The organism is Vulcanibacillus modesticaldus (assembly GCF_001730235.1).
In the GTDB taxonomy this organism is placed as follows: Bacteria; Bacillota; Bacilli; order Tepidibacillales; family Tepidibacillaceae; genus Vulcanibacillus; species Vulcanibacillus modesticaldus.
This window is the reverse complement of sequence record NZ_MIJF01000010.1, coordinates 18,340-41,930: the sequence shown is the minus strand read 5'-3', so window position 1 is coordinate 41,930 and position 23,591 is coordinate 18,340. Positions and strand designations below refer to the sequence as shown.

The following is a 23,591-nucleotide window of genomic DNA, read 5'->3' as shown; positions in this document are numbered from 1 at the left end:
GTGGTCTAAACTTATTGAGTTGTCACAGGAATTTATTTTAGAGCAACAGTCTGCTTAATCTAACAGTATTAATTAGGCTCTGTTTTAAGAGTCTGCTTCAGTATGCTCTTTTTTGTCACTGTTTAAATGAAGTCATGCTTTTGCTATACTTGTTTAACCCTTTGTGAAGTTCTTTGTTCCCCAATTTTGTCATTCTTAATTTCTTTTTCACCAAACGTTTAATTTTTCATAGAACTTTTGACACTACCCGAATTACCTTAGTCTGTTATAAAATTAATAATTTTTTCTAACTAGACTGCTTTGTTGATTTTCTCTCTATTAATTGATGCTGTAAAATAACAAACTGATTTTCAATCGGCTCTTCGTTGATATGTTTTGTTAAAAATCTCATGGCTACAGCTCCAATATCGTACTGTGGTATAGAAACCGTTGATAAGAGTGGCCTTACCATTGAAGATATAGGTGTATTGTCAAATCCTCTAACTTCAATATCATTTGGTACGTTCAATCCTTGATCTTGAATTTCATGTATCGCGCCTACTGCCATTTCATCACTTACAGCAAATACTGCTGTGGGTTTTACATCTAATGAAAGAAAATACCTCATAGCTTCCATACCAGATTCATAATGGTAATTACCGATTTTAACATACCGCTCATCAAAAGGGATATTAGCTTCATCTAATGCCTTTTTATAACCTTGAAATCTAGCATAACCAGTTAGTGGATCGGTTAATTGTCCGGAAATAAATGCGATTTTTCTATGACCTGCTTCAATGAATGCCATTACAGCATCTTTCGCGGCTTGAAAATGATCAATATCGACTGAAGGAAAAATATTTTTTGGATCTTTAGTAGCCGCTAAGACTACTGGAACTGTGGATGATTGAAAAATATCCACATGTTGCTCTGTAACTTCACCACCCATAAATAACAGACCATCAACCTGTTTTTCTAATAATGTATTGATAAGATTTAACTCTTTTTCAAGATTTTTGTCTGAGTTAGATAAAATAATATTATAGTTATACATATTTGCAATATCTTCAATACCCCTAACTACTTCAGCAAAGAATGAACTTGAAATATCCGGAATAACAACGCCGATAGTAGTCGTTTTCTTGCTAGCTAGCCCTCTCGCAACCGCATTAGGTCTATATCCTAATCGCTCAATCGTTTCTAAGATTTTTTTTCTGGTGGCAGGTTTAACTTTTGAACTACCATTTATCACCCTTGAAACGGTTGCCATTGAAAAACCCGATTCTCTAGCAACATCGTAAATAGTTACTGGCATAATATCTCCCCGTTCGTATTAATTGTGTTAAAATTTAATATCATTCTACGATAAAAAAAATTTTCATTCAACGATTATTAATCCAAATTAACACCTAGTTTTACATATTTAAATTTTTTTCGACAAATAACACATATATTCCTCCATATTATTTACTTAAATCATATATTCCATCAAAAAATAAGCAAAAGTTCCTAAAAAAATCACCCAAACGGGTGATTTTGATGGTGTTTTTATCAGAAATAACTACTTAGAAGAAGTTTGCCTTTTTTAAGGCTGTCATTAAACTATTGAATTCATTTAGGTCTAACTGTTGATTAGCATCAGATAATGCTACCGGGGGATCCGGATGAACTTCAACCATTATCCCATCAGCACCAGCAGCTAAGGCAGCTTTTGCAATTGGTATTGCAACGTCTTTTCTACCAGCTGAATGGCTAATATCAACGATAACTGGTAGATGACTTTCTTGTTTAATTATTGGAACTGCCAAGATATCTAAAGTATTACGAGTCCATTTCTCGTATGTCCTAATTCCTCTTTCCACTAAAATTACCTGGGTGTTACCTCTAGATACGATGTATTCAGCTGCAAATAAAAATTCTTCTATGGTAGCTGCTAAACCACGCTTTAATAGAATTGGTGTATTTACTTGCCCAGCAGCCTTTAATAACTCGAAATTTTGCATATTCCTTGCTCCAATTTGTATTACATCCACATACTCTGGGGCAATCTCAATATCTGCTGGATTTACGATTTCACTTACAACCTTTAACCCGTAATTATCGGCAACTTTCCTTAATATTTTAAGACCTTCTATACCTAAACCTTGAAAATCATAAGGGGAGGTTCGTGGCTTAAATGCTCCTCCACGTATCAATTTAACTCCCTGCTCGACTAAACTTTTAGCTACGATACTTACCTGTTCTTCACTTTCAACTGAACAAGGACCGGCAATCATTATTGGTTTTTTACCTATTTCAGTATCTCCCACTGTGACGATCGTATCCTCTGGATGACGATCTCTACTTACCAACAACTTTTTATTATTATCAACTTCTTGCAAGTCTAATGAAGCCTTAAATATCTGCTTGAAAAGATGAAGAATTGTATTATCATCAAAAGGACCATTATTATTAGCCCTTATTTTATCAATCATTTCCCTTTCTCTTATAGGATCAAATCGAGGCATGCCTTGTTTTGTTTTAATATTTCCAATTTCTTGAATGATCTCCGCTCTTTTATTAATTAAATGTAACAACTGTAAATTTATCTCATCAACTTTAGCTCTTAATTCTTCCAATTCCTGATTACTCATAAAACAGCCTCCCATATTCTTGAGCTCACATACTTCAGATTATAACCTTTTTAGATTCAATTGCAAAGAAAAAAGGATTATTATAGGCTTAAGGAGAATAGAAGATAAATGACGCTACGTCGAAACTTTGTCGAAGAGGTGACAACTGTGGAACAAGAAACAGCTATTTTTGCTCTGGATATTGGCACAAGAAGTGTCATTGGAGTCATCCTTCAACCAACATCTGAAGGTATCTTTGAAATCAAAGATATAAAATTAGCAGAACATAAAGAGCGGTCAATGCTCGATGGTCAAATACACGACGTACTAGCCGTTTCAGATACAATTAAAATGGTTAAAAAACAGCTAGAAGCTGATCATGGCCCACTGAATAATGCTGCTGTTGCTGCAGCTGGCCGTTCTTTAAAAACAAAAAGAGTTACTATCGATCTTAATATAGATGGACAACCCTTACTTAGAAAAGAAGATATTCGTGCATTAGAACTATCAGCAGTTCAAGAGGCTCAGAAACAATTGATAGAAGAAATCAAGTCAGACTCTGCTACCAACTACCACTGTGTTGGATACAGTGTTGTTAACTATTTTCTAGATGATCAAATAATCGGAAGTCTGATAGACCAACGTGGTAAGAAAGCATCTGTAGAGATTATCGCAACCTTCTTACCTAGGGTTGTTGTAGATTCTTTAATATCGTCACTAAAGAGAGCAAATCTAGAGATGTCTGCACTCACATTGGAACCGATTGCAGCCATCCATGTTCTCATACCTCCTTCAATGAGAAAATTAAACATTGCCTTTGTAGATATCGGTGCCGGAACTTCAGACATTGCTATCACTGCCGAAGGGACGATAATTGCCTATGGAATGGTGCCATTTGCAGGAGATGAAATAACAGAGGCTATCAGTCAATCTTATATTTTAGACTTTCATATTGCTGAAGAAATAAAAAGAAGAATTTCGATACAAAAGGAAGTAACTTTTACTGATATTCTTGGGATGGAATATACCATTTCATCAGAAGAAATAATCAATCAGATTGACCAAGAGATAACCAAGTTAGCTGATAATATTTCACAAAGGATTTTAGATTTGAATGGGAAACCACCACAAGCTGTTATACTAGTCGGGGGAGGAAGTCAAACTCCAAAATTAACCGAAAAAATTGCTTCTTTATTAGATCTACCCCCTCAAAGAGTTGCCGTTAGAGGAGCCGAAGCAATCCAACACAAAATAATTTGGCCAAAAGATACTTCTAAAGGACCGGACTTAGTGACCCCTATCGGAATCGGAATTTCTTCAAGAGAAAATCCAATAAAGTACATTTCATTTTATGTTAATGGTGAAACTGTCCGTTTATTTGAAATGAAATCCTTAACCATTGGAGATGCTCTAATTGCAGCAGGGATCCCTATCAAAAGTCTTTTTGGAAAACCAGGGATGGCAATGACCGTTAAAATAAACAGCAAATTAATTATGATCCCCGGAGAACATGGAACCTTACCAGAAATAACTCTAAATGGAGAAACAGCTACTTTAGATACAATTATCAAAAGCTTAGATAAAATTGACGTTAAACCAGGAAAAAACGGTAAAAATGCTTCATTAACACTTAAGCAAGCATTAAAGTATAGCTCGATTCAACCATTTAATATTCAGATCGAAGATCAAAAAATAGAGTTATTACCTTTAGTTGAAATAAATGGAATCGATATGGATTACTCAGCAACGATTAAAGATCGTGACACGATCAATTTTCATCATGTCAAAAATATTGAAGAGGCACTAATTCTAGCAGGTTATTCAACAAAACCATATACAGAAAAAAATATTAGTTTTCAATTAGATGGCAAAACCCAAAACCTTATATATTCAGCTAGACAGATTTATCAAAACGGAAAACCAGTCAACATAAAAGACCCTATACATGATGGAGATATCATAACTTTTGACAAACAGGATAAACCCTTCCCTACCATAAAAGATATTTTACAAGAAGAAACTATATCTGGCTGGGAAATAGGCGTAACATTTAATGGTCAACCTATCAAGATACAATCATCATCCTTTAAAGTTTTTATGAATCAGAAAGAAGTAACACTAGATTCTACTATTGAACCTAATAGTTCAATTGAAATTAAGCTTGGAAATAATCAAACACTAACTTTTAGCGATGTATTCAGATACGTTGATTTTGATACAACACCACCAAAAGGCTCTATCAAATATGTTATTCGGATAAATAACCAAGAAGCGGATTTCAAAACTCCAATCAAAGATGGGGATAAATTAGAACTTTATTGGGAATAAAATCCTTATCGAATATATACCACAATATTAAGAAGGAGAAAGATAATGGTAGCTGACAATCCTTTTAATATTCATATTCAAACAACAGAAATGGGTAAAGATTACGTCTTCATCATAACCGGTGGAACAGCTCATATCGGAGCTGTGGCTACTGCATACCTAAATAATAACCAAATTAATGTCGACCTTCTAGAACTACCCGGACATAAAGAGGGGGAATTGGCAAAAGAATGTGCTGAACTAGCAGTTAAGGTTCTAGGACATACTTCATCTGTACTTATCGGAATCCACGTTGACAACGCTTCTAAGGAAGATATTGAGTATATAGTGAGCTTCGTTAGGAGTGCTATGAATAAAGAATTAATCAGAATAAAAACAAGCCCTTAGAATCATATTCTTAGGGCTTATCTAATATTCAGAAATATTTTAAGCATTTTGACATTCACTACAAATGCCATATATCTCAAACTTATGGCCTGTTATTTTAAAATCTTCATTGCATTCTTTAAGCAATTCCATAGGACATTCAGGAAGAATATATATTTTTCCGCAATTATTACAAATTATATGATGATGGTGATCATCAGTACAGGAAATTTTAAATTTAGACTCACCATCTTGCTTCCTCACTTCAATCAAATCTAATTCAGACAAAATAGCTAGATTTCGATAAATAGTATCAAAACTAACGCTTGAAAATCTTCTTTGTACTTGATTCAAAATTTCTTTTGCAGAGACATATCGATTTTTGTTAATTATTGATCGGATAATCTCCTTCCGCTGTTCGGTCGACTTATAACCATTAGCCTTTAAGATCTTTAAGACCTCGTTAATATCCAATATGCCCACTCCCAAAACTTCTCAACATCAAGTACAGTATATTTATTTTTTTTATTTTCGTCAAACTTCTGTCCTAACCCTTGGTTCACGCTCTGCTGCTTTAATAAACATCATTTCATATCCAACATAGTGACAAACTAAACATTCCACTTCGGTATCACCTTGTTCTGAAACAAATGGTATTTCTGTTCCCATTGAAACAATTTCTCCATTAAACGCATCTTTTTGTACGTCTTTAGCTTTTCTTTGAATAATCCTAAACTTGGTACGATTACCCCTGCAATTAGGGCAAAAATAAGGCTTAACTTCCAAAAACAAAACCTCCTTTCTTTTATGTTATGATTTTCATTTTTTACGATTATATGTATCGTATCATACCACATTTTTACTTTTTAAAAATGTAGCCAACTGTCTATCCACTTTTCCAATATGATTTACCAACCAATCAATAACTTTGCGATTAATTTCAATAACTAAGCCAATCGATGAACCTTCAGAGTCTAATTTATTTTTCAAATTTTTCACTTCATCAATAAATTTATCATGTAACATCTTGTGATTATCATAGTCAGGATAACCATATTTTTTTTGATACTGCTCTTCATCTTTAAAGTGAGTAACAACGTATTCCAATAAAAAGTCGATCAGTTTTGCTACTTCTTCACGACCTTTTCCTAGATTACAAGCATTTAATAATTGGTCAGTCCGTTCAAAAAGTTCTTTATGTTGTTGATCAATTTTGTTAATTCCAACAGCTAAATCTTCTCTCCATTTTAAAGCCATAATTTTTACCTCCCAAAATTGCAATATTATCCAGTTCAATAATATCCTAAAGAGACAAGTCTGTCTACAGAATAAGTTGAGCCCAAATTTATACCTTTAAATAACATTTATCCTTACTAGGCCATAGACTATATGGAAGTAGAGACTGGGAGGTTTAAATAAAATGAACTATCACTATAACCCTCAAATGAACTGGATGATGGTTAGATTCAAAAATTATCCGAAATTTCTTGATGACTTACAGTTAGCTATCGCAAATGAAAGAAAAACTATAAATTTTTACACTGAATTATACAAGATCGCTCCTACAGAATTTGCGAGACATAGCCTAAAAACAGCTTTAGATGATGAAAAAATTCATGATAAAAAACTTACCAAATTATATAAATATCTAACTGGAAGTAAACCAAATATAGACTTTAAAGATGTTGAATTTAACCATTTTTACGATGGTTTGCAAAAAGCCTTTATAGGTGAAATTGAAGCAGCTGAATTTTATAAGGAAATGTACCTGTCAACTAATTGCCAAATGATACGTGATCTATTGTATTCGATCCAACATGACGAATCAGAACATGCTGCATTATTTAACTGGACATTTACAGAAATTAAATAATCTAATTATATAAGGGCTAAATGGCCCTTCTTTTATAGACAATTTTTCTGATTAATTTTTTATCAAAAAGTTCATAATAAGAGTAGGTTATAACTTTTTTAAGTTTAGCTAATACTCACGGTTATTAGGAGGACTGCATATGGCAAAGAAAAACCAAAAAAATCAAGGCCCTAGTAAGACTTCAAATCTAAATTCTGAACAACAAGATTGGCATGCTGTTACCAGTGATGATGAAGAAGCATATGTTAACGAAATGGAACAACTTTATAAGGATTGAAAAAATAATATTAAAAAAATTCACAAAATTTTATAATTGACAAATAATTTGGTTTATGTTATGATGATAAAGCCATTGTTATTTGTTTTATAAGTAAGTTTGAATAATAAACGGATCTTTCATGGAAGGTATTTGGATATTATTCATACCTTACTTTCCTGAAAGATCCTGTTTTTTTATAACTTAAGCAATAACGATGGTTAATAAAAGGTTAAAGCGCAATAGCGCAATTTGTAGGAGGTATTTTTAAATGCTAGAAGGTACAGTAAAATGGTTCAATTCTGAAAAAGGTTATGGATTTATTCAAGTTGAAGATGGAAACGATGTATTCGTACATTTTTCAGCAATCCAAGGTGAAGGTTTTAAAACTTTAAACGAAGGTGAAAAAGTAAGATTTGAAATCGTAGATGGCGATCGTGGCCCTCAAGCAGCTAACGTTGAAAGATTATAAGAGAAGTTAATCTTTAACATATAAGATTTATGCTTCTAATATTATAAATTAATTTCAAACTTACAACGGTCCCTAGATGTTCTAGGGACTTTTTTTATAACTTACTTATTAAAAAGTGTAATAATCAAAATTATAACAGCATATATTACTAGTTAAGTTTAAACATAAGGAGGAATGGAAATGAAACTCCTTGCAATTTATGGTAGTTCACGAAAAAACGGTAATACAGAAGCATTAACTAAAATTGTTTTACAAAATTTAGATAAAAATAGTTATAACGAGATATTTTTGATGGATTATCAAATCAAGCCAATTATTGATCAGAGACATACTTCTACTGGATTCCAACGGATAAATGACGATTATGATAATTTAGCAAAAGAACTTCTTAATCATGATGCAATCTTATTCGCCACCCCATTATATTGGTACGGAATGTCGGGTCAACTAAAAATCTTTATTGATAGATTTTCCCAAAGTATCCGCTCTCAAGAATATGATTTCAAAGAAGAAATGAAGGGGAAAAAAATTTACCTTGTAATTGTTGGAGGCGAATCCGCCCCTTACACTGCTCTTCCCCTGGTCCAACAGTTTCAATTGATATGCCAATTCTTAGAACTTGATTTTAGAGGTTATATAATTGGAAAAGGTGTTAAACCGCTAGAAGTATTAGAAGACGAGGAATCTATCTTACAAGCTAAGCAACTAGGAAAAAAAATAAAAACAGATCTTTTTAAATAAATTCATTCTTTAATTTATAACTATCTCCACGATTTATTAACATCTGAACATTCATGTAGTAAAACACGAACATTTGTATATAATTTTGTAAATAATGTTTGTAATTTAATCGAAATATGTTATGATAAATAATGTGAAAATTTGGTTATAAGGGTGAATTATATGGGTTACCACAATTATTATGATGTTATTATCGTGGGAGCAGGTCCAGCTGGTATCTATGCCAGTTATGAATTAACGAAGATTAATCCTAATATTAGACTTCTGCTCATAGACAAGGGACAAGATATATATCGTCGCTCCTGCCCCATACATAAGGGTTTTTTAACCGAATGTCCTACAACTAAGAAATTTGAATATCAAGGATGTTATCCAACATGCGCCTTAACCGGTGGCTGGGGTGGATCTGGTGCTTTTTCCGATGGTAAATTCAATATTACCACCGATTTTGGGGGGTGGATGAACGAATATTTGGACCGCTCAGAATTGTTGAGTCTTATTGAATATGTGGATGAGATCAATTTATACTTTGGAGCAACACAAGAAACACACGGTAGCCTTGAAATTTCAGAGTCAATCAAGAAATTAGAGCGTGAAATTGATGATTTAGAATTTCGTATTGAAGAAAATCAATCTCTAGAATTAAAAAAGTCTTTAAAGGAGTTAAAAAAGCGATTATTTTCCTTAACTAAAATCCATGAAATTGAACAAAAAGCTACTTCTGCAGGAATGAAACTTTTAAAAGCTAAGGTTCGTCATTTAGGAACAGAGGAAAACCTAAAAATATTAACCAAGATCTACGAATATCTGAAGGATAAACTAGAAATAAGACATCGTACTAAAGTTAAAGACATAATTATTGAAGATAAACACATCAAAGGTGTTATTCTTGAAAATGATGAACATCTTTTTGCAGATTTTGTTTATATTGCTCCCGGTAGAGATGGAAGTGAATGGCTTGCAAATATCTTAAAGAAACAAAATTTAAAATTAACAAATAATCAAGTTGATATCGGAGTACGAGTTGAAGTTTCTAATACTGTAATGACCGATATTAACGAGCACTTATATGAAGCCAAACTTATTTATAACACCCCTACATATAGCAATACTGTACGTACTTTTTGCGCTAATCCTTCGGGACGTGTTGTGATCGAAAACCATAGTGGTATTATGACTGTAAATGGCCACGCATATAAAAATGATAGAGAAAAACAGTTCAATACTAACTTAGCATTACTCGTTTCTCATCATTTTACCGAACCTTTTGATGAACCAATCCAATATGCAAAATATATTTCTAAATTAGCCAATATGCTAAGTAACGGTAATGTTATCATTCAACGTTATGGTGATTTAAAAAAAGGAAGACGTTCTACAGAGAAACGAATTAAAAAAGGTTTTGTGGAACCTACGTTAAAAACCGCTGTTCCGGGTGATTTAGCATTAGTACTTCCTCATCGTACAATAACCAGTATTATAGAAATGATTGAAGCATTAGATAAAGTCTCCCCCGGTTTTGCAAGTGAACATACTTTACTCTATGGTGTTGAAGCGAAATTTTATTCAGCAAGACCAAAATTGTCTAATACCTTCGAAACAGAAATCAAGGGATTATACGTCGGCGGAGACGGTGCAGGGATAACAAGAGGTCTCTCACAAGCTAGTGCCTGTGGTGTAGTTGTTGCAAGAGATATTTTACAGAAACTTAAAAAATAGATTTTATATAATTTTCTTGACTTTTATCTTCAAATCATTATAATTATAAAGCAATTAATATTATCTAAAAACGATGATGGAGCCAGTAAGATTGTTCGGGTTGTTTTATAGAGAGAGAAACCATGGCTGAAAGTTTCTCCAACCCCCAATCTGAACCCACTCCTAAGTGTCTGTGATGAACAGAACGTTTTCCAGCGTTAATGGTCTTAAGTGAACACGTATTTTGTTTCTAAGTCAATTATACGTGTTAATAAAGGTGGTACCACGGAGTCTTTTCGTCCTTTAGGGATAAAGACTCCTTTTTTAATTATTTTCTTTATATCTAATTTTATTTTCAATTCCAACCAAACCAAATGTAAACATAGTCAAATTAAAATAAAGGAGTGAAGATTTTGGAAGATAAAAAGTTTGTTAAGGAAATTCAAAGTATGGAAGAAGACTATTCTCGCTGGTATTTAGATATTGTTAAAAAAGCAGATTTAATGGATTATGGTCCAGTAAAAGGAACAATGATTATTAAACCATATGGGTATGCTATTTGGGAAAACATTCAAAAAGACTTGGACCGACGTTTCAAAGAAACAGGACATGAAAATGCTTATTTCCCTCTTTTAATCCCTGAATCCTATCTACAAAAAGAAATGAACCACGTCGAGGGATTTGCACCAGAAGTTGCTTGGGTAACCCAAGGTGGAAATGAACAATTAGAAGAACGTCTTGTTGTACGTCCTACATCAGAGACAATTATTTGTTCAATGATGAGCCAATGGATTCAGTCCTACCGAGACTTACCAATGAAATTAAATCAATGGGCAAATGTAATGCGTTGGGAAAAATCTACCAAACCTTTCTTGCGTACATCCGAATTCTTATGGCAAGAAGGACATACAGCTCATGCAACTTTTGAAGAAGCAGAAGAAGAAGCTCTAACCATGTTAGATGTTTATAAGTCTTTTGTGGAAGAAGTCTTAGCAATGCCTGTTATCAAAGGAAGAAAAACCGAGAATGAAAAATTTGCAGGTGCAGTTCATACTTACAGTATTGAAGCTTTAATGAGTGATGGTAAAGCATTACAAGCAGGTACTTCTCATCACTTAGGACAAAACTTCTCTAAAGTATTCGAAATCCAATACTCTGACAAAGACAACAAATTACAATATGTTCATCAAACATCTTGGGGTGTTTCCACCCGTTTAATAGGTGGTTTAATTATGACCCACAGCGACGATAGAGGTCTTGCTCTACCTCCGAAGGTAGCACCTATACAAGTTGTGATCATTCCAATTTTACGTAAAGATAAAGAAGAAGTAAAAAATAAAGCTCATCAAATCAAAGATCAATTAAGTCAACTTGGTATCCGCGTTAAAGTAGATGATCGTGAAGAAATGACGCCAGGCTGGAAATTCAATGAATATGAGATGCGCGGTGTACCAATCCGAATCGAACTTGGACCTAAAGATATAGAAAAGGAACAGTTCGTTTTAGCTAGAAGAGACACAGGTGAAAAAGAATTTCTTTCTCTAGCTGATCTGACCAAAATCATACCTGCCAAATTAGATGAAATACAACAAAATATGTTCAATAAAGCTGAACAGTTCCTTAAAACACATACCTTTGAGGCAAACTCCATTGATGAAATGAAAGAACAATTGCTAAAAGAAAAAGGATTTATAAAAAGTTGGTGGTGTGGAGACATCACTTGCCTTGATAAGGTAAAGGAAGAAACTGGTGCTACAGCTAGAAATATTCCATTTGATCAACGTGAAGGACAAGGAAAATGTATTTGCTGCGGAAAGGAGAGCACTACTACAGTAATCTTCGCAAGAGCATATTAAAATTTTACTCCCTAGTTCTTATAGATCTAGGGAGTAAATTATTGTTAAAGAAAACAAAAAAAAAGGGCCGTAACTAAACGTTAGTTACGGCAAAAGCATAACATTATGTAACTCTCACCAAACATTTAACATATTTGGTGAGTTTATAATACCATTGTCTAGCCAGAATGTGAATATCTTTTTTAAAAATAATTTTTTTATTTTTTTCCAATTTCAAAATGTAGTATATTTTGAAAATCTAATCGTTATAAAAGTGTTTATTTTTTCACTTTATGGTATATTAAAATATGCGGGCTTTTCTGATATAAACCCTTGTTTTAAGCTGATTATTGTGTAAAGATAGATGTAAAGACATTTATATTTTCATTGAGGTGACAACACATGGAAATAATAGAAACCGATGTACTGATCATCGGTAGTGGTATTGCTGGTTTATTTACCGCTAATCTTCTTTCAGATAAAAAAAATGTGATTTTAATCACGAAAAACAATATTGATAACAGTAATTCCATCTTAGCCCAAGGAGGGATTGCTGCAGCTATAGATGATAACGATAACTGGGAAGATCACTTTAAAGATACTATAATTGCTGGAAAGAATCATAATCTTGAAGAAACAACAAAACAACTAGTAAAAGGTGCAAATGAAGCAATCAAACAATTAATTGACCTAGGAATACCTTTTGATCGCAACGAAGATAATCAACTGGAGTTGGGTCGTGAAGGAGGGCATCATAAAAGAAGAATTGTTCATGCGGGTGGAGATGCAACGGGAAAAGAAATTATTAAGAGCTTAATAAATCATGTTAAACAAAACATCACTATTCACCAAAGAGTTATGGCTTACGACCTCATAATTGAAAACGGGAAATGCGTAGGTACAGTCGCTAAAAATGATCTAGATCAATTGATTATCTATAAGGCAAAACATACGATACTTGCTACCGGGGGAATCGGTAGATTATATACAGTTACCTCAAATGATCCAACAATTACTGGCGATGGAATCGCAATGGCTTATAGAGCAGGTGCTGATTTGGCTGATCTTGAATTTATTCAATTTCATCCGACTATGTTAGTCAATGAGATTAGCTCCAATTCCTTGATTTCTGAAGCAGTTCGAGGTGAAGGGGCAAAAATTATCAATGATAAGGGTCAATTGATCATGAAAGGTGTACATCCTTTGGAAGACCTAGCTCCAAGAGATATTGTTGCTAGACAGATTTATAATTCTATACAAAGTGGCGAAAAAGTATATTTGGATATATCTATGATTCCCAATTTCAGACAACGTTTTCCTTCAATAACAAAGTTATGTGAACAAAATGACATCAATATCGAAGAAGGAAAGCTACCAATATCACCCGGAGCCCACTTTATCATGGGCGGGGTAAAAACAAATCTGCATGGTGAAACCACTATCCCACGACTATACGCTGTCGGAGAAGTGGCTCATACAGGTGTACATGGTGCTAACCGCTTAGCAAGCAATTCGTTACTTGAGGGAGTAGTTTTTGCAAACAAATTAGCCAAATATATTATCAAACAACCTACCAGAGTTGTTGATTTTTCTCTTCCTACTTTAATTAAGGAAGACTTATCATTACCAAGCTTGCAAGAAATTCAATCAGTAATGATGAAAAACGTTGGAATAGTTCGAGGTAAAGAAGGGCTCCTTACCGCTAAAAAATGGTTTGAACAATTTATCCCATTTATTAAAGCAAAACACGTTTTGGATATTCCAATCGAGCAGAAGATAAAGTTAAATATGATAACAGTTGGTTGGCTAATTACTACCTCTGCATTACAAAGAACTGAGAGTCGCGGAGGACATTATCGTAATGATTACCCAGATTCTAATGATAAATTATGGTTAAAACGTTGCATTATTAGAAGGAGAAATGAAAATGAATCCTATCAAACTGAAAATGCTTTTACAACAATTGTTTAATGAAGATTTAGGTGAAAGAGATATAACAAGTGAAACTATTTTTTCGATAGATGAAAAGACTACGGGACAATTCTTGATAAAAAAAGATGGAGTTATCGCTGGTCTACCAATAATCAGGGAGGCTTACTCATTATTCGATCCTTCCATAGAAGTAAATTTCCATGCTAAAGATGGAGATCTAGTAAAAGCTGGAGATATTGTAGCAACAGTTAATGGACCGATAGCCTATTTATTAAGTGGTGAGAGGGTTATTCTCAATCTATTACAAAGAATGAGCGGAATTGCTACCATGACTAGAATGGCTGTTGATAAGTTAAATAGTAGCCATACAAGGGTATGTGATACTAGAAAAACGACTCCTGGATTACGGATGTTAGAAAAGTACGCTGTTCGTTGTGGCGGTGGCTTTAATCATCGTTTTGGCTTATATGATGCCGTAATGATTAAAGATAATCACATTGCATACGCAGGAAGCATTACAAAAGCGGTAGAACTGGTAAAAAAACAGCTTGGACATATGACAAAAATTGAAGTAGAAACTGAATCAAAAGAAGACGTTATTGAAGCTGTTAAGGCAGGTGCAGACGTAATTTTATTTGATAATTGTAGCCCAGAAGAAGTGAAAGAATACGTTTCTTTGGTTCCAGATTCTATTATTACTGAAGCATCAGGTGGAATTACCTTTGAAAATATCGCTAACTACGGAGACACAGGTGTTGATTATATTTCATTGGGTATGCTTACCCATTCTGTACACGCATTAGATATTAGCTTTAATATATCAGGAGGTAAAAAATATGAAACTGTTGGATCTGAGCGTTAAACAGATGGAGGATCGGGTACGAGAGATAAAAGAAAAGTTTGGGGATCGGCTATATATTCCTGGGCACCATTACCAAAAGGATGAAGTTATTCAATTTGCTGATGATGTTGGCGACTCTTTACAATTGGCTAAGCTAGCCGCTCAAAACAAAAAAGCAGAATTTATCGTATTTTGTGGTGTTCACTTCATGGCTGAAACTGCTGATATTTTAACAAGACCTGATCAAAAAGTTATCTTGCCTGATCTAAATGCTGGATGTTCAATGGCTGATATGGCAAATATCGAACAGACCCAAAGGGCTTGGGATAAATTAACGGAACTATTTGGAGACACTATCCTACCTTTAACTTATGTAAACTCCACAGCGGCTATCAAAGCATTTGTTGGAAAAAATGGTGGAGCTACAGTAACATCATCAAATGCAAAAAAGATACTTTCTTGGGCATTAACTCAAAAAGAACGTATTTTATTCTTACCAGATCAACACTTGGGTAGAAACACTGCATACGATCTTGGAATTAAACTTGATGAAATGGCTGTTTGGGATCCGGAGGAAAATCGTTTAGAATATGAGGGTGATATCCAAAATATTAAAATAATATTGTGGAATGGATATTGCTCTGTCCATCAAAACTTCACTGTAGAAAATGTAGAACAGGTCAGAAAAAATGACCCAGATCGGAAAATTATCGTTCATCCTGAATGTACGTTTGATGTAGTACAATTATCAGATGAAAATGGTTCTACAAATAAAATTATCCAAACAATCAAAAATGCCCCTAGTGGCAGTAAGTGGGCAATTGGAACTGAAAATAATCTAGTTAATCGCCTAATAAAAGAGCATCATGATAAAGATATCATCTCTTTAAACCCATTTACTTGCAATTGTTATACTATGAATCGTATTGATTTACCATATTTACTATGGTCTCTAGAAAGATTAGAAGAAGGCCAAGTCGTTAATCAAATTACTGTAGAAAAAGAAATTGCTGATAACGCATTGTTAGCTTTAGAGCGAATGTTGACTATTAAATAACACTGGTTAATTACCGGTGTTTTTTTTGTTATAATTTATAGGAAATGTAGTAATATAGAAGTATTAACGGAATGGAGCTAAAGAAATGATAAAACTTCCTTTAGATTTTATGAATCGAATGCAAGAGCTTCTTGGTAATGAATATGATCAATTCATCGAATCATACAATAGACAACAGACTCATGGTTTAAGAGTAAATCTCTTAAAATGTGATGTTAAAGATTTTTTATCAATCTCACCTTTTTCTTTAACACCTATTCCTTGGTGTGATGAAGGTTATTATTATAATGAAGAGGATAAGCCCGGTAAACACCCTTACCATGCTGCAGGGCTTTATTATATTCAAGAACCCAGCGCAATGGTGGTGGCAAAAATCCTAGAACCTAAACCATACGAGAAAGTACTAGATTTAAGTGCCGCACCGGGTGGTAAATCAACCCATATCGCCTCTTTAATGGGAAATACTGGTCTCTTAGTAGCCAATGAAATCCACCCCACAAGAGTCAAAGCACTTGCAGAAAACCTGGAAAGATTCGGAGCAAGAAATGCAGTAATTACTAATGAATCACCAAATAAGCTAGCAAAAGTTTTTCCAGAATTCTTCGATCGAATTATAGTTGATGCACCATGTTCAGGCGAAGGAATGTTTAGAAAAAATCCTACTGCTATAGAGGACTGGTCAATAGAAAATGTTAAGTATTGTGCAATAAGACAACTAGAAATATTAGACGAAGCTCAAAAGATGCTCAAACCAGGTGGGGTACTTGTTTATTCTACATGTACCTTTGCACCAGAAGAAAATGAAGGAACCATCGCTAATTTCCTTAACAAATATCCCATGTTTGAGGTTGAACAAGTTACAACTCAACTTAACTCCCTTTTAGACGAAGGACAACCTAAATGGATAGGCCATTCAGAAGATTCTCCTCTTAAAAAAACTATTAGATTATGGCCACATCATTTTCAAGGAGAAGGTCATTTTGTCGCTAAATTACGCAAAAAAGAAGGTATAGCTACCTCAAAAATAAAGTTGATGAAATTCAAACCACTAGCTGAAGCAGTGGAATACTATCAAAAATTTGCTAACGAATATCTCGAGGATATTCCTTCTGGGCATTTTCATTCCTTTTCTGAACACCTTTATCTAGTTCCTGATCAATTACCTGACCTCAGAGGAATTAAGATTGTAAGATTAGGTTGGCATTTAGGGGAACTTAAAAAGAAACGATTTGAACCTAGTCATGCCTTAGCTATGGGATTAACGAATGATCAAGTGAAACAATACTATGACCTTGATGTAAAACAAGCGACCAAATATTTAAGGGGCGAAGCAATCCAAAGTGATACCTCACAAACAGGCTGGAGCTTGATAACTATTGGTAAATATCCATTAGGTTGGGGGAAAATCTCTAATGGACAAATAAAAAATCATTACCCAAAAGGGTTAAGATGGAAATAATTTTAGCACCCTGATATGGGTGCTAATTTTTTATATAACCGAGTAATTCATTCCATAGCTGATCTTTACCTAGTCCAGTCTCCGCTGAAAAGATAACAAATTTATCAGATGGATCAAACTCCAGAGTTTCTTTCGCAATCTTTTTGTGTTTATCCCATTTTCCCTTAGGTATTTTATCGGCTTTCGTTCCTATTACGATCACCGGTATCTGATAATATTTCAACCAATCATACATTAATTTATCATCTTTTGTAGGTGGATGACGAAGATCAGTAATTAGGATTACCACTTTAAGTTCTTCCCTACTTATAAGGTACTCTTCGATCATCTTCGCCCACTGTTCTCTTTGTTTTTTAGATACTTTGGCGTAGCCATAACCAGGAAGGTCTACAAAATAGAAACTTTCATTAATCAGATAAAAATTAAGGGTCTGAGTTTTTCCCGGTTTAGAACTAGTTCTTGCCAATGCTTTACGTTGAATCATCTTATTGATTAATGATGATTTGCCAACGTTAGACCGCCCCGCTAGTGCAATCTCTGGCAGGGATCCTTTAGGATATTGTTCAGGTTTTACTGCACTTATAATTATTTCAGCTGCTGTAATCTTCATCATTTCACCAATGCCTTCTCTAATACTTGATCTAGATGGTCTACTAGAACAAATTCCAAATCTTTTTTTACGCTATCGGGAATATCTTCTAGGTCCTTTTCATTTTCTTTTGGAATAATAATCGTAGTTAGACCAGCTCTATGGGCAGCCAATGTTTTTTCTTTTAAACCACCAATTGGAAGTACTCTTCCACGTAAAGTTATTTCTCCAGTCATTCCTACACTTTTTGAGACCTTTTTACCAGTTAAGGCAGATACTAATGCGGTTGCCATAGTTATTCCAGCCGACGGTCCATCCTTTGGTATAGCTCCCTCTGGCACATGAATATGTATATCCTTCTTTTCATAAAAATCCGGTTCAATCTGCAATTCTTCAACTTTTGCTCTTATATAACTAAATGCCGCTCGGGCAGATTCTTGCATAACATCTCCAAGTTGACCTGTTAAAGTTAATTTTCCTTTACCAGGATACACAGAAACCTCTACTGTCAAGGTATCTCCTCCAACTGGAGTCCAAGCTAAACCAGTTACTGCCCCTATTTGATTTTCCCTTTCTGCCATACCATAGCGATATTTGGGTTTACCAAGGTATTGAGCAAGATTTTTCGCAGTAACGATAACTTTTTTCTTTTCACCAGCCACGATTATTTTTGCTGCCTTCCTACATAAGGTAGCCATTTCTCGCTCAAGATTTCTAACTCCAGCCTCTCTAGTATATCGACGGATAACCTCAATTAGTGCACCTTCTTGCACTTGTAATTTATCTTTAGAAAGGCCGTGAGCTTCTAATTGTCTTGGAAGCAAGTATTTTTGGGCTATATGTAGTTTTTCTATTTCTGTATAACCAGATATATTTAGGATCTCCATACGATCTAACAAAGGTCTTGGTATAGTATGTGTTGAATTAGCAGTAGTAATAAACATCACCTTGGATAGATCATAAGGGATTTCAATATAATGATCGCTAAATGAATTGTTTTGTTCTGGGTCTAATACTTCTAGTAAAGCAGAAGCAGGGTCCCCTCTAAAATCGGATGACATCTTATCTATTTCATCTAAGATAAATACTGGATTTACCGTACCCGCAGTTTTCATTCCCTGAATAATTCTACCAGGTAACGCTCCAACATAGGTACGTCGATGTCCTCTAATTTCAGATTCATCACGTACCCCCCCTAGAGAGATACGAACAACTTTCCGCCCCAATGATTTTGCAATCGATTTAGCTAAAGAAGTCTTACCAACACCTGGAGGACCAACTAGGCATAAGATAGGTCCTTTCATCTTCTTAACTAACTTTTGAACCGATAAATATTCTAACACCCTTTCTTTAGCCTTTTCTAATCCATAATGTTCTTGATCAAGTATCTCTTCTGCCCGATGAATATCTAGGTCATCTTCTGTTGATTCTGTCCAAGGAATGTCAAAAAGCCAATCAATATATGTACGAATAACACCACTTTCAGCAGAAGCAGCAGGAATTTTTTCTAAACGATCAATTTCCTTTTTAATTTTTTCCTTAACATAATCAGGAGCATCAAGATCTTTTAGTTTTTCTCGTAGCTCAGCGACTTCTCCTGCAATTCCATCCTTTTCGCCAAGTTCTTTTTTAATCGCCTTCATTTGCTCCCGCAAATAATACTCCTTTTGTGTTTTCTCCATCTGTTTTTTTACCCGCTGGCTAATCTTCTTTTCAAGTTCAAGAAGTTCCCGTTCATTATTTAGTATATCCAAGATTTTTTCTAAACGTTCTTTAACCGATATAGTCTCTAGAATGCGCTGTTTATCTTTTATTTTTAGTGGTAAGTGTGAAGCAATAACGTCAGCGATCCTACCTGGTTCGTTAATATCTGAAACGGTTGCCAAAGTTTCTGGAGATACTTTTTTGGAAGCATTAATATATTGTTCAAATAGGTCTAATACTGCTCTAGAAAGAGCATCCATCTCTAAACCTTCTTGTTCTTCATCATCTAATTTTTGATATGTCACTTCAAAGTATGTATCATCATTTACATAATCTATGATTTTAGCCCGATATAGTCCTTCTACCAGCACCCTAATTGTTCCATTAGGTAGCTTTAGCATTTGTCTAACTTTTGATATTGTCCCTATCCTATAAATATCATCAGGTGTTGGTTCTTCTATTTGCACCTCTTCTTGAGTAGCTAAGAAAATGAAAGAATTATCTTCCATCATTGCTTGGTCAAGGGCTTTTACAGATTTATCTCTACCAACATCCAAATGTAATACCATACTTGGAAATACAAGAAGACCACGCAATGGTAATAGAGGAATGGTCTTTTTATGATTAGAACCCAATTCTAATTACACCTCCGATTGTTACATGATGAATGCTACTTAAAAAATTTTAACCTAAATACCGGTTTTTGTCTAATTTAAAGATTTAAAATTCAATGTTGCAGATGCTGGTAACACATCCTTTATTGAAGTAAAACCTTCATTTTTCTTTTCTATTAAAACTATCTCTAACACCTCTTGTATATTCTCAACTTTTATAATCTCAATATCTTTTATGTCTTTAAATATCTCTTGCCAATTCTCCTTAGGAATGATTACTTTTTCCACCCCTGCTTCTTTAGCCGCTTCTATTTTTGCAACTACCCCCCCTATCGGTTTAACCTTCCCAAAAATACTTAATTCACCAGTCATCGCTATTTTAGGATCAACAGGGATTTTCTTAATGGCAGAATATATAGCTGTCGCCATAGTGATCCCTGCTGAAGGTCCATCAATCGGAGTTCCACCCGGAAAATTAACGTGTATGTCGTAATCATAAGGATCTATATCAGTTGTACTATTTAATACCGTTAACACATTTTCTAGTGATCCTAATACCATACTTTTTCTTCTAATAGTCTTTTGATTACCACCTATTTCTTCTTCTTCCACTACCCCTGTAATTTTAATTTTTCCTGATGACTTAGTAACCTTCTTAGCTGTAACCTCAATATCCAATAATACCCCCATGTTCGGACCATAAACTGCCAAACCATTTACTACACCAATTTCTGGATGATCTGAAACCTTTTTCTCTGGTCTTGGTGTTAGTTGGCTATTATTTATTACCCACTCAATATCTTTAGTCAAAATTTTCTTTCTTTGTTCAGATAGAGCAATTCCTGCAGCAATTTGAACCAAATTAACCGCTTCTCTACCATTTGATACGTAACGCTTAGCTATTTCTACTACACCAGGTTCATATTCAAGTTCAATCTTGTTTAGTGCATTTTTTATAATTGTTGCAATATTATCTGTGGATAAAGGTTTGAAGAAGATCTCTAAACATCTAGAGCGGATCGCTGGTGGTATTTCGTCAGGTTGTCGAGTTGTAGCACCAACTAACCTAAAATCTGCCGGTAATCCATTTTGAAATATATCATGAATATGTTTTGGGATGTTTGTATCTTCTGAACTATAATACGCACTTTCTAGAATAACCTTTCTATCTTCTAACACTTTCAATAATTTATTCATTTGGATTGGATGTAACTCTCCAATTTCATCTATAAAAAGAATTCCTCCATGTGCCTTTGTCACTGCACCAGGCTTTGGTTGTGGAATTCCTGCTTGACCCATAGCACCGGCACCTTGATAAATAGGATCATGGACAGAACCAATTAACGGATCTGCAATACCCCGTTCATCAAATCTAGCTGTAGTGGCATCTACCTCTACGAATTTGGAGTTTTCATTAAAAGGAGAGTACGGTAATCTTTTTGCCTCCTCTAACACAAGCCTCGCCGCAGCAGTTTTTCCTATACCTGGAGGACCATAAATTATTACATGTTGAGGGTTTGGACTACATAAGGCAGCCCTTAAAGCCCTAAGTCCTTCTTCTTGACCTATTATTTCTGCAAAATTGCTTGGTCTAGTTTTCTCAACTAACGGTTCGGTCAAGGAAATCTCTCTAAGCCTTTGCAATTTGTCAAATTCTTTCCTTGATTCCCTATCTATAGAAGTTCTAGTGTTATGTTGATTTTTTAGCAAATTCCAAAAGTACAAACCGATTACGATCCCAAAAAATAACTGAACAATGATAATTAACGCTGTCAAATTCATATATACCTCCCAAAGTTTTCAATGATTTGGGTAACTCCAATAAAACCCTAAAATATAGTATTTCCTTTGGGATGGACACATAATCAATAAATATACATTTAATACAAGAAATAAAATATTAAAGAACATTTGAACAAAGAATAACCGCCAATTATCTGGCGGCTTTTATCTAGGCACTTTCTTCAGTTTTAATATCAAAGTTTACGATTTTCCCATTATGATCATAGAGGATCGGTGGAACTTTCTTAACTATCGTGTCTTCTGTAATAACGCATTTGGAAACATCGGTTCTAGAAGGTAGCTCATACATCACATTTAGTAAAATACTTTCAATAATCGAACGTAATCCCCTAGCTCCAGTATTCCGCTTTATTGCTTCTTTGGCTATTGCAACTAAAGCTCCTTCTTCGAATTCTAACTCAACATTATCCATTTCTAAAATCTTACGATATTGCTTCACTAAAGCATTTTTAGGTTTAGTTAAAATCTCTATTAAAGCTTCTTCATCTAATTGCTCTAATGTAGCTAAAACAGGAATACGTCCCACGAACTCAGGAATTAAACCGAACTTGAGCAAATCCTCAGGTAAAACTTTGGATAATATATCTTCTTTTTTAACCTCTGAAACACTTTCCGCTCCAAATCCGATAACCTTTTTACCAATTCTTCTTTTAATAATGTTTTCGATTCCATCAAAGGCACCACCAACAATAAACAAGATATTGGTAGTATTTATTTGAATGAATTCTTGATGCGGATGCTTTCTTCCACCTTGCGGAGGAACACTTGCGATTGTACCTTCTAAGATCTTTAATAGGGCTTGCTGAACTCCCTCTCCAGATACGTCACGCGTTATTGAAGGATTATCAGATTTTCTAGCGATCTTATCTATCTCATCAATATAGATGATACCACGTTCAGCACGCTCTATATCAAAGTCTGCAGCTTGTATCAACTTTAACAAGATATTTTCAACATCCTCACCAACATAACCTGCTTCTGTTAATGAAGTTGCATCAGCTATTGCAAAAGGAACATTAAGTATTTTTGCTAATGTTTGAGCCAACAACGTTTTTCCGCTTCCTGTCGGACCCATAAGCAAAATATTACTCTTTTGCAGCTCAACGTCATCCAACTTATTGGAAGAATTTATTCTTTTATAGTGATTGTAGACTGCCACTGAAAGCGTTTTCTTTGCTTTGTCTTGCCCTACAACATATTGGTCTAAGATCTCTCTAATTTCTTGGGGTTTTGGTATATCTTTAAGAGTTATTTCTTCTTCAGCACCAATTTCTTCTTCTATAATCTCATTGCATAACTCGATGCATTCATCACATATATATACTCCGGGTCCAGCAACCAGCTTACGGACTTGATCTTGGGATTTGCCGCAAAAAGAACATTTTAAAGTTCCTTTTTCGTCGCTAAATTTAAACATCTTTATTCACCCCTT

The 23,591-nt window shown here is 34.4% G+C and carries 21 protein-coding genes and 1 other annotated feature; of the genes, 12 read left to right on the top strand and 9 right to left on the bottom strand.

The window, feature by feature from the left end; translation table 11 throughout:
• Positions 1-286: 286 nt before the first annotated feature.
• Positions 287-1,294: a catabolite control protein A gene (ccpA, locus tag BHF71_RS02815; protein WP_069656152.1), complete on the bottom strand. Its 1,008-nt coding sequence runs from the start codon at positions 1,292-1,294 to the stop codon at positions 287-289.
• A 250-nt stretch (positions 1,295-1,544) separates the two neighbouring features.
• Positions 1,545-2,612: a bifunctional 3-deoxy-7-phosphoheptulonate synthase/chorismate mutase gene (locus BHF71_RS02810; protein WP_069656151.1), complete on the bottom strand. Its 1,068-nt coding sequence runs from the start codon at positions 2,610-2,612 to the stop codon at positions 1,545-1,547.
• Positions 2,613-2,720: 108 nt separating this feature from the next.
• Here BHF71_RS02810 and BHF71_RS02805 point away from each other — a divergent pair, with 108 nt between their 5' ends.
• Together BHF71_RS02805 and lpdD are read left to right on the top strand one after the other, a co-directional pair.
• Entirely contained in the window at positions 2,721-4,919 is a 2,199-nt protein-coding gene (locus BHF71_RS02805; RefSeq protein ID WP_069656150.1) for a cell division protein FtsA, read from the top strand.
• A 45-nt stretch (positions 4,920-4,964) separates the two neighbouring features.
• A complete protein-coding gene (gene lpdD / locus BHF71_RS02800) occupies positions 4,965-5,306 on the top strand; it encodes a prenylated flavin chaperone LpdD (RefSeq protein WP_069656149.1) in 342 nt (113 codons plus the stop codon).
• A 39-nt stretch (positions 5,307-5,345) separates the two neighbouring features.
• On the opposite strand, the gene BHF71_RS02795 is transcribed toward lpdD, so the two are convergent.
• The 3 genes from BHF71_RS02795 to BHF71_RS02785 are packed head-to-tail and all read right to left on the bottom strand — an operon-like array spanning position 5,346 to position 6,542.
• Entirely contained in the window at positions 5,346-5,759 is a 414-nt protein-coding gene (locus BHF71_RS02795; protein ID WP_069656148.1) for a Fur family transcriptional regulator, read from the bottom strand.
• Positions 5,760-5,819: 60 nt separating this feature from the next.
• Positions 5,820-6,071 (bottom strand): hypothetical protein, encoded by a 252-nt coding sequence (locus BHF71_RS02790; RefSeq protein ID WP_069656147.1) that lies wholly within the window; start codon positions 6,069-6,071, stop codon positions 5,820-5,822.
• A 60-nt stretch (positions 6,072-6,131) separates the two neighbouring features.
• Positions 6,132-6,542, bottom strand: a complete 411-nt coding sequence (locus tag BHF71_RS02785) for a bacteriohemerythrin (protein WP_069656146.1) — start codon at positions 6,540-6,542, stop codon at positions 6,132-6,134.
• A 163-nt stretch (positions 6,543-6,705) separates the two neighbouring features.
• On the opposite strand from BHF71_RS02785, the gene BHF71_RS02780 reads away from it, so the two are divergent.
• The 10 genes from BHF71_RS02780 to BHF71_RS02740 all read left to right on the top strand — a co-directional run bounded on the left by BHF71_RS02780 (position 6,706) and on the right by BHF71_RS02740 (position 17,449).
• Positions 6,706-7,158: a ferritin family protein gene (locus BHF71_RS02780; RefSeq protein WP_069656145.1), complete on the top strand. Its 453-nt coding sequence runs from the start codon at positions 6,706-6,708 to the stop codon at positions 7,156-7,158.
• A gap of 139 nt (positions 7,159-7,297) precedes the next feature.
• Positions 7,298-7,435 (top strand): hypothetical protein, encoded by a 138-nt coding sequence (locus tag BHF71_RS12035; protein ID WP_176717289.1) that lies wholly within the window; start codon positions 7,298-7,300, stop codon positions 7,433-7,435.
• A gap of 250 nt (positions 7,436-7,685) precedes the next feature.
• A complete protein-coding gene (locus tag BHF71_RS02775) occupies positions 7,686-7,886 on the top strand; it encodes a cold-shock protein (protein WP_069656144.1) in 201 nt (66 codons plus the stop codon).
• Positions 7,887-8,066: 180 nt separating this feature from the next.
• A complete protein-coding gene (locus BHF71_RS02770) occupies positions 8,067-8,627 on the top strand; it encodes a flavodoxin family protein (protein WP_069656143.1) in 561 nt (186 codons plus the stop codon).
• A 162-nt stretch (positions 8,628-8,789) separates the two neighbouring features.
• On the top strand, positions 8,790-10,346 hold the full coding sequence (locus BHF71_RS02765) for an NAD(P)/FAD-dependent oxidoreductase (protein ID WP_069656142.1): 1,557 nt from the start codon (positions 8,790-8,792) through the stop codon (positions 10,344-10,346).
• Between the two features lie 64 nt (positions 10,347-10,410).
• Positions 10,411-10,632, top strand: a binding site (T-box leader).
• 103 nt (positions 10,633-10,735) lie between these two features.
• A complete protein-coding gene (gene proS, locus BHF71_RS02760; protein ID WP_084024143.1) occupies positions 10,736-12,181 on the top strand; it encodes a proline--tRNA ligase in 1,446 nt (481 codons plus the stop codon).
• Positions 12,182-12,562: 381 nt separating this feature from the next.
• Positions 12,563-14,131 carry an L-aspartate oxidase gene (gene nadB / locus BHF71_RS02755; RefSeq protein ID WP_245683809.1) on the top strand — a complete coding sequence of 523 codons (1,569 nt, stop codon included), beginning with the start codon at positions 12,563-12,565 and terminating at the stop codon, positions 14,129-14,131.
• Complete coding sequence (gene nadC / locus BHF71_RS02750) at positions 14,088-14,954, top strand: carboxylating nicotinate-nucleotide diphosphorylase (protein ID WP_069656141.1); 867 nt, start codon at positions 14,088-14,090, stop codon at positions 14,952-14,954. The genes nadB and nadC overlap by 44 nt, the downstream gene beginning before the upstream one ends.
• Complete coding sequence (nadA, locus tag BHF71_RS02745; RefSeq protein WP_069656140.1) at positions 14,929-15,990, top strand: quinolinate synthase NadA; 1,062 nt, start codon at positions 14,929-14,931, stop codon at positions 15,988-15,990. The genes nadC and nadA overlap by 26 nt, the downstream gene beginning before the upstream one ends.
• Positions 15,991-16,075: 85 nt before the next feature.
• On the top strand, positions 16,076-17,449 hold the full coding sequence (locus BHF71_RS02740) for an RsmF rRNA methyltransferase first C-terminal domain-containing protein (protein ID WP_069656139.1): 1,374 nt from the start codon (positions 16,076-16,078) through the stop codon (positions 17,447-17,449).
• Positions 17,450-17,471: 22 nt separating this feature from the next.
• Here the strand turns inward: BHF71_RS02740 and yihA are convergent, their stop codons facing one another.
• The 4 genes from yihA to clpX all read right to left on the bottom strand — a co-directional run bounded on the left by yihA (position 17,472) and on the right by clpX (position 23,576).
• The gene (gene yihA / locus BHF71_RS02735) at positions 17,472-18,059 is read right to left on the bottom strand and encodes a ribosome biogenesis GTP-binding protein YihA/YsxC (RefSeq protein WP_069656155.1); all 588 of its coding nucleotides are present in this window, start codon (positions 18,057-18,059) and stop codon (positions 17,472-17,474) included.
• Positions 18,059-20,377 carry an endopeptidase La gene (lon, locus tag BHF71_RS02730; RefSeq protein ID WP_069656138.1) on the bottom strand — a complete coding sequence of 773 codons (2,319 nt, stop codon included), beginning with the start codon at positions 20,375-20,377 and terminating at the stop codon, positions 18,059-18,061. Before lon ends, yihA begins: the two co-directional genes overlap by 1 nt.
• Before the next feature lie 72 nt (positions 20,378-20,449).
• Entirely contained in the window at positions 20,450-22,138 is a 1,689-nt protein-coding gene (gene lonB, locus BHF71_RS02725; protein ID WP_069656137.1) for an ATP-dependent protease LonB, read from the bottom strand.
• Positions 22,139-22,307: 169 nt separating this feature from the next.
• A complete protein-coding gene (clpX, locus tag BHF71_RS02720) occupies positions 22,308-23,576 on the bottom strand; it encodes an ATP-dependent protease ATP-binding subunit ClpX (protein ID WP_069656136.1) in 1,269 nt (422 codons plus the stop codon).
• Between the last annotated feature and the right edge of the window lie 15 nt (positions 23,577-23,591).